This window comes from Ruegeria sp. CI1, assembly GCF_056536925.1.
On the sequence record NZ_JBQFQP010000004.1, the window covers coordinates 42228 to 55107 of the forward strand.

15 protein-coding genes are annotated in these 12880 nt (G+C 60.1%); 10 read left to right on the forward strand and 5 right to left on the reverse strand.

Annotated features, from left to right (window positions below):
• Positions 1–9: 9 nt before the first annotated feature.
• The 10 genes from ACR0LZ_RS05755 (at position 10) to ACR0LZ_RS05800 (ending at position 8956) form a co-directional block, all read left to right on the forward strand.
• Positions 10–1377: an MFS transporter gene (locus tag ACR0LZ_RS05755; RefSeq protein WP_480748823.1), complete on the forward strand. Its 1368-nt coding sequence runs from the start codon at positions 10–12 to the stop codon at positions 1375–1377.
• Entirely contained in the window at positions 1374–2237 is an 864-nt protein-coding gene (gene mepA, locus ACR0LZ_RS05760) for a penicillin-insensitive murein endopeptidase (RefSeq protein WP_480748824.1), read from the forward strand. Before ACR0LZ_RS05755 ends, mepA begins: the two co-directional genes overlap by 4 nt.
• Positions 2210–3094, forward strand: coding sequence for an esterase-like activity of phytase family protein (locus ACR0LZ_RS05765; protein WP_480748825.1), 885 nt, complete (start codon positions 2210–2212; stop codon positions 3092–3094). Before mepA ends, ACR0LZ_RS05765 begins: the two co-directional genes overlap by 28 nt.
• 93 nt (positions 3095–3187) lie before the next feature.
• Positions 3188–3832 (forward strand): queuosine precursor transporter, encoded by a 645-nt coding sequence (locus ACR0LZ_RS05770; RefSeq protein ID WP_480748826.1) that lies wholly within the window; start codon positions 3188–3190, stop codon positions 3830–3832.
• 263 nt (positions 3833–4095) lie between these two features.
• A complete protein-coding gene (gene arfB, locus ACR0LZ_RS05775; protein ID WP_480748827.1) occupies positions 4096–4515 on the forward strand; it encodes an alternative ribosome rescue aminoacyl-tRNA hydrolase ArfB in 420 nt (139 codons plus the stop codon).
• 63 nt (positions 4516–4578) lie between these two features.
• Positions 4579–5325: an SDR family oxidoreductase gene (locus ACR0LZ_RS05780; protein WP_480748828.1), complete on the forward strand. Its 747-nt coding sequence runs from the start codon at positions 4579–4581 to the stop codon at positions 5323–5325.
• A gap of 36 nt (positions 5326–5361) precedes the next feature.
• Positions 5362–6369, forward strand: a complete 1008-nt coding sequence (locus tag ACR0LZ_RS05785) for a P1 family peptidase (RefSeq protein ID WP_480748829.1) — start codon at positions 5362–5364, stop codon at positions 6367–6369.
• A 114-nt stretch (positions 6370–6483) separates the two neighbouring features.
• Complete coding sequence (locus ACR0LZ_RS05790; RefSeq protein ID WP_480748830.1) at positions 6484–6897, forward strand: c-type cytochrome; 414 nt, start codon at positions 6484–6486, stop codon at positions 6895–6897.
• A 211-nt stretch (positions 6898–7108) separates the two neighbouring features.
• Positions 7109–7651, forward strand: coding sequence for an isopentenyl-diphosphate Delta-isomerase (idi, locus tag ACR0LZ_RS05795; protein WP_480748831.1), 543 nt, complete (start codon positions 7109–7111; stop codon positions 7649–7651).
• Positions 7652–7708: 57 nt separating this feature from the next.
• Entirely contained in the window at positions 7709–8956 is a 1248-nt protein-coding gene (locus ACR0LZ_RS05800) for a flavin-dependent oxidoreductase (protein WP_480748832.1), read from the forward strand.
• Between the two features lie 170 nt (positions 8957–9126).
• On the opposite strand, the gene ACR0LZ_RS05805 is transcribed toward ACR0LZ_RS05800, so the two are convergent.
• The 5 genes from ACR0LZ_RS05805 to ACR0LZ_RS05825 all read right to left on the reverse strand — a co-directional run bounded on the left by ACR0LZ_RS05805 (position 9127) and on the right by ACR0LZ_RS05825 (position 12878).
• Entirely contained in the window at positions 9127–9297 is a 171-nt protein-coding gene (locus tag ACR0LZ_RS05805; RefSeq protein WP_480748833.1) for a hypothetical protein, read from the reverse strand.
• A gap of 116 nt (positions 9298–9413) precedes the next feature.
• Entirely contained in the window at positions 9414–9842 is a 429-nt protein-coding gene (locus ACR0LZ_RS05810; protein ID WP_480748834.1) for a glyoxalase superfamily protein, read from the reverse strand.
• Positions 9839–11230 (reverse strand): MATE family efflux transporter, encoded by a 1392-nt coding sequence (locus tag ACR0LZ_RS05815; protein ID WP_480748835.1) that lies wholly within the window; start codon positions 11228–11230, stop codon positions 9839–9841. Before ACR0LZ_RS05815 ends, ACR0LZ_RS05810 begins: the two co-directional genes overlap by 4 nt.
• A 415-nt stretch (positions 11231–11645) precedes the next feature.
• Positions 11646–12014 carry a MerR family transcriptional regulator gene (locus ACR0LZ_RS05820; RefSeq protein WP_480748836.1) on the reverse strand — a complete coding sequence of 123 codons (369 nt, stop codon included), beginning with the start codon at positions 12012–12014 and terminating at the stop codon, positions 11646–11648.
• 99 nt (positions 12015–12113) lie between these two features.
• Positions 12114–12878, reverse strand: a complete 765-nt coding sequence (locus ACR0LZ_RS05825) for an SDR family NAD(P)-dependent oxidoreductase (RefSeq protein ID WP_480748837.1) — start codon at positions 12876–12878, stop codon at positions 12114–12116.
• Positions 12879–12880: the final 2 nt, after the last annotated feature.

Sequence of the window (12880 nt, forward strand, 5' to 3'; positions counted from 1 at the left end):
GGGGCAGGAATGGCAGCGGTATCCAGGCGCAGGCGCATTTGGGGGTGGTGGTTTTTCGATTGGGCCAGCCAGCCCTATCACACGTTGCTGGTCACGTTTGTGTTCGGCCCTTATTTCGCGGGCGTGGCCGCCGAGTATTTCGCGAGCACCGGGCTGGACGCGCAAAGCGCGGCGGCGCATGCGCAAAGCGTCTGGGCAAGGTGCCTGACCATAACCGGCCTGATCATCGCATTTGGCGCACCACTGCTGGGGGCACTTGCCGACGTGTCCGGGCGGCGCATTCCGTATATCTTTGCCTTTTCGGTGATGTATGCGGCGGGATCGGCGGCGCTGTGGTACACGATGCCCGACGGGTCGAACATGTGGTTGATGCTATCGGCCTTTGGACTGGGCTTTGTGGGCGCGGAATATGCGCTGATCTTCATCAACTCCCAACTTCCCGATCTGGGAAACGAGCACGAGGTGGGCGAAATCTCGGGATCGGGGTTCGCGTTCGGTTATTTCGGAGGGTTGTTGTCGCTGGCGATCATGCTGGCCCTGTTTGTCGAGCAGCCAAACGGCAAGACGCTGATCGGAATGGACCCTATGTTCGGGCTGGATGCGGGTCAGCGCGAGGGAACGCGCTTTGTCGGCCCATTCACCGCCGGGTGGTTCATTCTGTTCATGGTGCCGTATTTCCTGTGGGTCCGGGATGAGGACCGTGGCGACCGCAAGGGCAGCGTGGGTGAGGCGCTGCGTCTGCTGGGGAAATCGGTGTCGAACCTGCGCCATCGCGGCAGCCTGTCGGCTTATCTGGGATCGTCGATGTTCTATCGCGATGCTCTGAACGGGCTATACAGTTTCGGCGGCGTCTATGCGCGACTGGTTCTGGAATGGGACCTGATCAGGATCGGTGTTTTCGGCATCGTCAGCGTGCTCGCCTCGGCGGTCTTTGCCTGGATCGGCGGCAAGCTGGACCGCAGGTTCGGCCCCAAACCGGTTATTCTGGTGACAATATGGGTTCTGATCCTCGTGTGCGTCACCATCGTGTCGATGGACAGAACTCAGATCTATGGCATCGCCCTGCCCGAGGGATCGGGCTTGCCGGACATGGTGTTTTTCGGCTGCGGTATCCTGATCGGGGGCATGGGGGGCATCCTGCAATCTGCCAGCCGGTCGATGATGGTGCGCCACACCGACCCGAAGGCACCTGTCGAAAGCTTTGGCCTTTACGGCCTGTCGGGCCGCGCCACCGCCTTTGCCGCGCCGCTTTTGATCGACCTAGCAACAATCGGCACGGGCAGCGCGCGTTTGGGGGTTTCCCCGATCGTGGCGTTGTTTATTCTGGGGCTGTTCCTGATGCGTTGGGTCAGACCGGAAGGGGACCAGAAACAATGATTTTTTTACGTCTTTTTGCAGTTTTCGGAATTTCGATTCTGGCCTGTTCAGCCAATGCCGCACCGTTAGCCAAGGAATTGTTCGGGGCAAAACAGCAGGCCTCCCGGCAGAAACCTGCCGCCTATGGCAGCTATGCCAAAGGATGCGCGGCGGGGTCGGTACAACTGCCTGAAACCGGCCCGACATGGCAGGCGATGCGGTTGTCGCGCAATCGCAACTGGGGACACCCGGAAACCATCGACTTTGTTCAGGACCTCAGCCAGTTTGCCGCCAGGCAGCGCGGCTGGGGCGGGCTGTATATCGGCGATATCAGTCAGCCGCGCGGCGGGCCGATGCTGTCGGGCCATCGCAGTCACCAGATCGGGCTGGACATTGATATCTGGATGCTGCCGGCCAACAATCTGCGCCTGACCCGGCAGGCGCGCGAGAAGATCTCGTCCATCTCGCTGCGCCGGGCGAACGGGGCTTATGTCAACAGCAACTGGACAGCCAACCATCACGCGATCATTCGCGAGGCGGCCAAGGACAAGCGAGTGGCGCGAATTTTCGTCTTTCCCGGCGCCAAGGTTCAGATGTGCAATGACGAAAAGGGTAATCGCGCCTATTTGCGCAAGATCCGCCCTTGGTGGGGCCATCATTACCATTTTCACGTCAGGCTGAACTGTCCGCGCGGGGCAAAGGGATGTGCCAATCAAAACCCGCCGCCCAAAGGGGACGGCTGTGCAGAAGCGCAACAATGGGTCAACAATATCCTGAATCCGCCACCGCCCGATCCGAACGCGCCGCCCCCAAAGAAACGCCGTGAATACGTGCTGGCTGACCTGCCGAACCAATGCGCCGCTGTCTTGCAATCGGATTGATATCCGCCCTGTGCGTCGCGGGTTCGGTTCAGGCTGTGGACATCAAGCAGTCCACATATCTGAGCAGTTTTACCTGGCGGCACAAGGCGATCTGGTTTGGAGGGTTCTCTGCCCTGGAATTGTCCGACAACGGATCCGACATGACGGTTCTGAGCGACCGAACATCCATTTTGACCGCCCGGATTCTTCGCGACGGCGATGCGATTACAGGAGTGGACATCGGGCCGCGTTTTCAGGTGCGCTCCAGCCAGAACCGGGTTCTGCCCGGGTGGGTCGGAGATTCCGAAGGGCTGGCCATCGACCGCGATGGGACGATCTATATCTCCTTTGAGGGTGTGCATCGCGTCGCGCGTTACGAAACGCTGGACGGACGTTCGAACGTTCTGCCGCGTCCCGAAGCCTTTACCAAGCTGGCGCGGAACGGTTCGTTCGAAGCGCTCGCAATCGACGCGCAGGGGCGGGTTTACACGATGCCGGAAAGCAGCCGCACCACCGATGGGTCAATCCCGGTTTACAGGTGGGATGGTAAACGGTGGTCGACACCGTTCACGCTGAGCCAGATCGGGGGGTTTCTTCCGGTCGGCGCGGATTTCGGACCGGACGGAAAGCTATACGTGCTTGAACGGGATGCATCGCTGATTGGTTTCCGTTCGCAGATACGCCGCTGGAGCATTGACGACACCGGCGTGAGTGGAGAAGAAATCCTGTTGAAAACCGGTGTCGGCACCCACGACAATCTGGAAGGCTTGTCCGTATGGCGTGACCGACTGGGCCGTCTGCGCGCCACAATGGTGTCGGACGACAATTTCCTTGGCCTGCAACGTACGGAGTTGGTGGAGTACATTCTGCCCGACTGACTTGCCTTCGCGACCGTTTTCCAATAGACGACCGCCTTGCCCGCGAAGCAGCGGGCCAAGTTGCCGCTACCTTGCCAAAACGGGTCCCGTATCATGAAACGCGCACATCTTCCCGGCATTCTTGCCATGGCCACCATCGTGGTGGCGTCGAACGTTCTTGTCCAGTTCCTGATCCTCGACGGGCTTCTGACCTGGGGCGCGTTCACCTATCCGGTCGCATTTCTGGTCACCGACGTGATGAATCGCGTCTATGGCGCGGCGGCGGCGCGGCGGGTGGTCTTTGCGGGCTTTCTGACCGGAATCGTCTGTTCGCTGATCGGTAGCCAGATCATGCTGCAGGGCGACGGATTCACCTATGCTGCCGTGCCGTTGCGGATCGCCGTCGCCTCGGGCACCGCGTTTCTGATCGCGCAGCTGACGGATGTTGTGGTGTTCAACCGATTTCGCGGTGGGCGTTGGTGGCGCGCGCCGTTGGTGTCGACGCTGATCGGCTCGGCGCTGGATACGGTGCTGTTTTTTACCATCGCCTTTTCCGCCTCGATCACGGTCTTTGGCGCCAACGCGGATGCAGCCATCAATTGGGCATGGGAGCCGGTTCCTTTCATGCTGAACGGCCCCGAAGCACCGCTGTGGGTAACGCTGGCTTTTGCCGACTGGCTGGTCAAGCTGGCGCTGGCGTTGATCGCGCTGGTTCCGTTCAGGGTGATCGTGGCGCGACTGACCGCACGGCCTGTGTAAAAAAACGCTTTGAGATTGGCACAACTTGTGGCACGCTTCTTTTCAACCGCAACAGATAGAAAAGGAGGTGATCCAGTGTCGAGAAAGAGATTGGAGAGAGGTGTCGGAACAACCGGGGGGATCGCCTGTTAAGGCAGCCCTTGGCGGAGCGCTCGCTCCGGCTGGTCGAATGATCTAACCGACCCGACCTCCTGAACTTTCGAAGGGCCGTCCCGCCGGGGCGGCCCTTTCTGTTTCTGCATGCGGCCTGTAAGGTCCGGCCCATGTTACGCGTCGCTGACAATATCGCCTTGCAGGACTGGGAACTGACCGAGAGCTTTATGCGCGCCTCGGGTCCCGGCGGGCAGAATGTGAACAAGGTTGCGACGGCGGTCGAGCTGCGATTCGAGGCCGAGCGTTCGCCATCCCTGCCGGGGCCGGTCAAGGCCCGCCTGAAACGGCTGGCTGGGCGGCGCTGGACCAAGGACGGGGCAATCGTGATCCAGTGCGACGAGACCCGGTCGCAGGCGCGAAATCGCGAGATTGCCCGCGAGCGCCTGGTCGAACTGATCGGGCGGGCGCTGGTTAAGCCCAAGCGGCGCGTCGCAACCAAACCGACCTATGGATCGGTTAAACGCCGCCTGACCGCCAAGAAGGCACGCGGCGAGGTCAAGGCGCTGCGCGGCAAGGTGTCCGACGAATAATCTGGCATCTTTCGGGCGTGTTGGTACTCTTTCCTCAAACGACAGGAAGGGAGGCACAGGGTCATGAGGCTGGAGGGAAAAACCGCAATCGTCACCGGCGGTGCATCGGGGTTCGGAGCGGGAATCGCCGCCAAATTCATCGCCGAAGGCGCACGGGTCATGGTGGCCGATATTCATCATGAAGCGGCCCGAACCATGGCCGAGAACCTTGGCCCCAACGCAACCGCTGTTCATGTCGATGTGGCCGATGGTGCGTCGGTGCAGGATATGGCCGATGCGGCGCTGCGCTGGTTCGGGCATCTGGATATCCTGGTCAACAACGCCGGGGTTACCCATCTGCCCGCCTTGCTGGAGGACGTCAGCGAGCAGGATTTCGACCGCGTGTTCAACGTGAACATGAAGTCGGTCTATCTGACTGCCCGTGCGCTGGTGCCTCATATGAAAACCCAGGGCTCGGGCGCCATCCTCAACGTGGCATCGACCGCAGGGCTGTCGCCGCGGCCGAAGCTGAACTGGTACAATGCTTCCAAGGGCTGGATGATCACCGCGACCAAGACCATGGCGGTGGAACTGGCCCCGTCAGGCGTGCGGGTCAACGCGATCTGCCCGGTGGCCGGGGAAACGCCTTTGCTGAAATCCTTTCTGGGCGAAGACACGCCCGAAATGCGCGCAAAGTTCCTGGCGACCATTCCGCTGGGCCGGTTTTCCACCCCCGAGGATATGGGCAATGCGGCCTGTTTTCTATGTTCGGACGAGGCTGGCATGGTCACCGGCGTCGCGATGGAGGTTGATGGCGGGCGGTGTATCTGAATGCCTGTCCCCCAACCCGGCAGACCAGAGCCCGTTATGACACCCGGCCCCCGCAACCTCATCACCGATGTTCCCGGCCTCAGGGTCGGAAACGCGCAGGATCATGTACTGAAATCCGGTTCAACCGTATTGGTGGGAGAACGCGCCCTGACCGGGTCCTACTGCGTCATGGGAGGAGCACCCGGCACGCGAGAAACCGATCTGTTGGAAGCCGACAAAACGGTGGCGCAGGTCGATGCGATCGTTCTGTCGGGCGGTTCGACCTATGGGCTGGATGCTGCATCCGGTGTGGTTGCGGGGTTGCGCGAACAGGGGCGCGGTTTTCCGCTGCTGAACCTGCGTATACCGCTGGTGCCCGCCGCGATCATTTTCGATCTGCTTAACGGCGGAGAGAAGGACTGGCGCGACAATCCCTATCCGGCGCTGGGACGGCAGGCTTTGGATGATGCGCGCGCTGATTTCGAAATCGGCAGCGTCGGGGCCGGGACGGGTGCCTTGACCGGAACCCACAAGGGCGGGCTGGGATCCGCCTCGCTTGTTCTGGCTTCGGGCATGACTGTCGGCGCCTTGGTCGCGGTCAACCCGGTCGGTGCTGTCACCACACCCGGCGGCAGGCATTTCTGGGCCGCGCCGTTCGAGGTCGGGGAAGAGTTCGGCGGCCTTGGCCCCGATCCGCGTTCGGGGCTTGGGCGCCAGTTCACCAGCCTGAAGACCGCCGCGTTCGAGGACCTGGCCAACACCACGATCGGCATCGTCGCAACCGATGCCGCCCTGACCAAGGCGCAGGCCAAGCGCATCGCAACCGCCGCGCATGACGGCATCGCCCGGGCCATTGTGCCATCCCACTTGCCGAACGATGGTGACCTGATCTTTGCGGTTTCGACCAATGAGCGTCAGATCGACATGCCCGAACGCGATATCCTTCAGATCGGCCATGCCGCCGCGCTTTGCATCTCGCGGGCAATCGCGCGGGCGGTATATCATGCGACACCCGCGGACGGCGACCTTTTGCCGTGCTGGTCATCCCCTACAGGCAGAAACTGATCACAATTGCCTGAAGGGTGCGACACAGTGCCGGTACAAATCCCCTCGCAGGTTGACTATGCCGTCTGACAGCGTTCCTTTTGGGACAGCCGAACCAAATCTGGAGATTCCGCCATGAACCGTATTCTTGCCACCGCCCTTGTTGGCCTTCTGGCCGCGCCTGCCTTTGCCGAAGGTGATGCCGCTGCTGGTGAAAAAGAATTCAAGAAGTGCAAATCCTGCCACATGATCGAAAGCCCCTCGGGCGAAGCGATCGTGAAGGGTGGCAAGACCGGCCCGAACCTCTATGGTGTTGCCGGACGCCCCGCAGGTAGCGTTGAGGGCTTCAAGTACAGCGACAGCATGGTCGCCGCGGGCGAAAAAGGCCTGGTCTGGGACGAAGCCACGTTCAGCGAGTTCAGCATGGACCCCAAAGGGTTCCTGCAGACTTACCTGGACGACACCTCGGCCAAGTCTAAGATGACCTTCAAGCTGAAGAAGGGCAATGAGGACGTTTTTGCCTATCTGCAGAGTGTCGCAACCGAATAAGACGGCATCCCGTCCATCCGAAAGGCCGCACGCCCCTGCGGCCTTTCGTGCGATTGAACGACGCGCAAATCAGCGTCACTTTGACAAGGCGGGTGATCTGTACGGTCATGCCGAACCTTGACGAGAAAACCGACACAAGAACAGAGCCAGACCGGCCGCCCCAAGTCCGTCAGCGTCATACGCGCAGAGAACGGCAACAGGAGAGTTTGACATGGGACTCATGATTCCGGCGTGGATCGACGGTGAACTGGCACCGGTCGACAAGCTGGAAGCCCACGAGAAGGGCCTCAAGCACAAGGCGGTGTCGGTCTTTGTCGTGCGCGGGACCGAGATCCTGATGCAGCGCCGGGCGCTGGGCAAGTATCACACACCGGGCCTTTGGGCCAATACCTGCTGCACCCATCCCGACTGGGACGAGACCTCGTCCGCCTGCGCCGTGCGCCGGATGAACGAAGAGCTGGGGATCACCGGGCTGTATCCCGAATACCGGCACCGGCTGGAATATCACGCCGACGTCGGCAATGGCATGGTCGAGAACGAAGTCGTGGACGTGTTTCTGGCCCATTCCCGAGGCCCGCTGGATGTCGCGCCGAACCCGGATGAGGTTATGGACACCCGCTGGGTCGATTATCACGATCTGTTGGCCGAGGTGCACCGCCACCCCGACCGTTTTACCCCGTGGCTGAAGATTTATCTGCACAACCACGCCGACACGATCTTTGGGCCTGACCTGATCATCTCGGCCAAGTCCTGAGGCTTGCGCGCCGCCTTTGCGCCTGCTTTTTTGAGCGCAGGCAAGGGGAGAGACGAGATGACGGTTCTGATCGCCGGTGCAGGTATCGCGGGATTGAGCCTGGGGCTGACGCTGCACCAGATCGGCGTACCCTTTCGCATTTATGAATCAACCCGCGAAATCCGGCCTTTGGGCGTGGGCATCAACCTGCAACCCAATGCAGTGCGGGAGCTTTTTGACCTCGGCCTGAGCGCTGAGCTGGATGCAATCGGCGTCCGAACCCGGCAATACGGGTTCTATTCCAAGCTTGGCAAAACCATCTGGGAAGAGCCGCGCGGCACCTGGGCGGGCTATGCCTGGCCGCAATACTCGGTGCATCGCGGGCGGCTGCAAATGATGCTTTACCATGCGCTGGAGGCACGCGCGGGAACCGGCTGTATCGAAACCGGCGCGCGGGCGGTCGGGTTTGACGGGGCCGCTCTACTGCTGGAGGACGGGCGGCGCATTGAAGAGTCGCTGCTGATCGCGGCGGACGGCATTCATTCGGCCATCCGGGCGCAGATGTATCCGGACGAGGGCGCGCCGATCTGGAACGGGCGGGTGTTGTGGCGGGCAACCACACGCGCACCGGTCTGGTTCGGCGGGGCAGCGATGGTGATGATCGGCCACGACGATTTGCGGCTGGTGGCGTATCCGATATCCGATCCGGATGCCAACGGTCTGGCGGAGATCAACTGGATCGCGGAGAAGCGATTTCCGCTGGATGCGTCGTGGAAGAAAGAGGACTGGAACCGCGCCGCCAAAATCAACGATTTTCTGCCGGAGTTCGAAAATTGGATTTTCGACTGGATCGACGTTCCGGCGCTGATCCGGGGGGCGGATGTAGTTTTCGAATACCCGATGGTCGACCGCGACCCGCTGCCGCAATGGACCCACGGCCCGGTCACATTGATCGGGGATGCAGCGCACCCGACCTATCCGGTGGGCTCGAACGGCGCCAGTCAAGCCATCATCGACGCGCGGGTGATCGGGGCCAAGATGCTGAGCCATGGTGTGAACCCGTTGGCGTTGAGCGCCTATGAAGCCGAACTGCGCCCTGTCACCACCGCCGTAGGGCAGGCCAACCGGGCGGGCGGAGGCCCGGACGCTGTGCTGCAACGGGTCGAGGATCTGTGCGGCGGCGATTTCGAGGATATCGATCAGGTGATCCCAAAGGCGGACCTTGCGGCCCATGCGGAGAAGTACAAATCCATCGCCGGGTTCTCGATTGCCGAACTGAACGCGCGACCAAGAACGGTTCCCGAGGGGGCCTGGGTTGGAGAATAGGTTCTGCCTCTGTCGTACTCCATTGTACGAAGTATGATCTGCTTTGCGGACGAAGCACCAATTCGCCTCTCCTGCACCAATGGCCGGTTTAGGAGCTTTGCAATCGCATTGCATATCACCTCGGGCGGATTCCGGGCTTTCGCCGCAGACGCAGACTCACCCTAGAGCGATTACGGGAGCGACCATTCAGATACTGACGACTGCGTCGCCATCGATGGAAGCAAGTTCAAGGCAATGAAAAGCCGGAACCGGAACTTCACAACGGGCACCACCCAGTCCTCAAGCCGATCAGAAAGCAGCGACGACTGACTGCGCTCGATACCCTCGATAAATCCCGACATGCCTGCTCCTGCCGTTTCGACAAAGCAAATTTCACAACGGAGGTTTCACACAACCTCGGCCGTTTTTGGTACTGCACTGCAGGTGGCGTGATCTTTCTTTCCGAATGCGGGGATGACTAGTGGTGCAACTTCATGTGCGGTACACCGTCAGACGTTTTTTCTCGGGATGCGCCAACCGGGCCAACAACAGCCTTGATGCGCTTACGCAGGCCGGAAAAGCCGTCGAACTTCACGACGTCGATCGCTTCGTCCAGTTCCAGATCCAAACGGTACCAGCCCGGCCGAACCCGCTGGGCGGACTTAATTGTCGCACGAAAGGGCTGTGACAGATACTGACCGGCGACACGCCCGCCAGGATGCCAGCCATAAGGCGACCGGTCTCCTATTGCGGCGACCAGGGTATTCCAGTCTCGAAAACCGTGCTGTTTCGCCACTTGTTCCAGTGCTGCGGAGTGGCTGACGATCACTCCCTCCGCCGCAAGTCGCTTACGCAGTTCCCGGGCGAACAGCTTTGCCTGCACCGCCGTCAATTCGAGATCGGTCATGGCTGCGTCCCCACCCTGTCGTGCAGCAGGCCCCAGCGAAGTTTTCGGGTGCGCATGCTCTGAGCTAGTACGAAGCCCGTCAGACCCAGCAGCAGCCCTTCGGCAGCAGGTGCCGCGAACCAGATGCCCTTCTCTCCAAATGCCATCACCAAGGCAAACGTCAGTGGTATTGTGAAGAAGTAGGGCTTTGACAGGCTCAACACAGCTGCGCGCGTCGCATCTCCGATGGCCTGAAAATAGGACGCGATCATCATCAGAGGGCCTGTCAGAAAGAACATGGCGGTGAGGGTCGGCAAGATCCGCCCGACCTCGGCGACAACACCGGCATCCGACACGAAAGCAGATCCTATTTGCCCGGCGAAAATCGACATGGCGGCTTGCGCCGCCACGCAGTAGACAAGCGCCGCGATAATCGCGAACTTCAAGCTGCTGTCCGACCGGTGCCAGTTCCGTGCGCCAAAGTTGTTGCCGATGATGGTCTGCATTGCGTGCGAAAGCCCCAGAAGCGGGAAGAAAGAGAAGATCAGCACCCGCGTGATGATACCATAGGCCGACATCGTGTCGACAAAGTGGGGAGTGCCGCTCAGTTGCAGTGCGGCGATGACCGCGGTCGATACGAGTGCCAGCCCAACGAAGTTCAGGCTTTGAGGTGCGCCCAGAACGAGTATTCGGCGCCACCCGTATGTCAGCCTGCCCTGGGCGAGCGCCGACGGTGCGAGCTGAGTGTCGCTTCGAAAACGGAACGTCAGGAGGACGGCAAAGGCAAGCGACTGGGCCGCAACCGTGCCATAGGCCGATCCAGAAACACCCAACCCCATCTGTGCGATGAACAGGTAGTTGAAGCCAATGTTTGCAATCGAAGTCAGAAGGCTGACGACGGTCATGAGCCCAATCCGGCCCTCGTTTCTCAGCGCGTCGGAATTTACCGACAGGATATAGAGGACAGGCGAGAAAAGCACCGTGATACGCAGATAGGTCAGCGCCATTCCGGCCAGCTCTTCTGACCCGCCGGTTACGGTCGTCGTAAACCACGGACCGAAAATGAGAAACAGGAGGATCAGCCCGCCGCTTGCAAGCAGGGCAAGTCCGTGCGCCCCCGCGAATATGGAGCGTGCGGCTTCAATATGGCCTGCCCCGAGGTGGCGGGCCAGCACGCTCGACATGCCGCTGGAAACCAGGGTCGCAATTGCGCCGATCAAAATATACGCGGGGAAAACCGCCGTGATTGCCGCGAGCGCCGCAGCACCGACGAAATATCCCAGAAACAGGGCATCGACGATGGCAATCAAGCCGTTCAGGCTCATGACGAAAATGATCGGAAGGGCGGTTCTCGCATAAAGACCACAAATCGATGCACTCAGGAACGTGTTCGGGAGGGAGGCTGACACGGCTCTGGATTCCTCTGACAAGATCGCGCTTATCAAGATGGGAACCCGCATTGCCATCCGCGCGAACTGCTCGGAGGATCAGAAAGAAAGTTCTATGCAGCACTTCACCAAGACAGAATTGTCAGCGGGTGGCGGGCGTCTGCGGCCTGCTACCTAGCTATCTGCGCATTGTCGATCCGTCAAGCCGGTGGCACGCCATCGAGGAGCTACACCTATTGGTCGCCCTCAAGTCTTGCATTCCAGAATGCTACCAATCGTGCATGGCGTGAAACATCCTGGTCAGGGCCATCTGAACCTCCCCCACTGAATTGGCCCGCCGTTATGTTTAGGGAAACGAAGGATCAGAATGGCCAATAAACGACAAAAGCCTGCATCGACCTGGTCCGCGAAGAATTGGGTGTCTCGAAGCCGTCGTTCAATGGCTAACTATGGTAGAAAGGCCTTTTCGCAGTGCCGCCAGTCGTTCCAGAACAGCGCTGTGCTTCTCATCAAGCTCTGCTCTGAGCCGGTCAATGTGTTGCAGCTTCTCTGTCAATTTATCTATGCCGCCGTCGCATGGACCAGAGCCCTCGTCGGAAAGGCAGGCACTCATGGCCCGTATTTCGCGCGTAGAAAAGCCCGTCGCAATGAAATCGCGGATCCGGCCAGCCCTTCGAAGATCGGCTTCGCCGTAGCAACGATACCCGTTCGGCGCTCGTCCAACTTGCAGCAAGCCTTTTTTCTCGTAGTGGCGCAACATGCGCTGCGTGATCCCAAGCCGCTCTGCAGCTTCCTTTGCGTGCATGTGGGAACCCTCCGCTAGACCCGACAGAGATGTAAGTCACATACGTGACAGTCAAGGGTGAACCGGATGGTTTGTTGCAATCATCCGGACCCCAAGAGATCAGCTTCGCAGCGACCAACCGCCATCGACGGTCAGAACTTGTCCTGTCAGCCATTCATTTTCGGCGCTCCCGAGGTGTAAAATCCAGGGTACGATGTCAGCCGTCACGCCGCGACGTCCCAGCGGGATTTGGGCGGCTTCCCGTTCCTCAACCTGCTGCGCCATCTCTTCAGGCAGACCCATGAAGCCAGTCAATGCCCCACTTTTGACCGGCCCCGGCGCTATCGCGTTCACACGAATTCCGTCACCAGCAAGCTCAACAGCCCAGGATTTGGTCAAATACTCCAGGGCTGACTTTGTCGCGCCGTAATGCGCCAGCATCGGTGCTGCGTTCCGTGAAACCGCTGTTCCGATATTCACGATTGCGCCCTTACTCTCTTTCAGCGCTGCCTTGCCCGCCTTTACCAATTGCGAAGGTGCGCCGATGTTTATAGCTGACATTTTTGCGATAATATCCACGTCATAGGCATCGATGGGAAGAGGTTGCCCTGCACCGGAATTGTTGACAATCAGATCGATACGCCCCCAACGAGATAGTGCGGCTTCAACGATCCGTGCCCCGCTAGTCCGGTCGGAGCTATCTATTTGCAGCACTTCGTTGTTATCGCTCGCAGCCGCCATTGCCGCCAACTTGTCCGCGTTTCGGCCGGTGATCAGTACATTCGCACCCTGCTTTGCAAGCTCGGTCGCTGCCGCCTTGCCAATACCAGAGCTGCCTCCGGTAACAATTGCCACCTTACCCTGCCATGCACCATTCTGTGTCACTT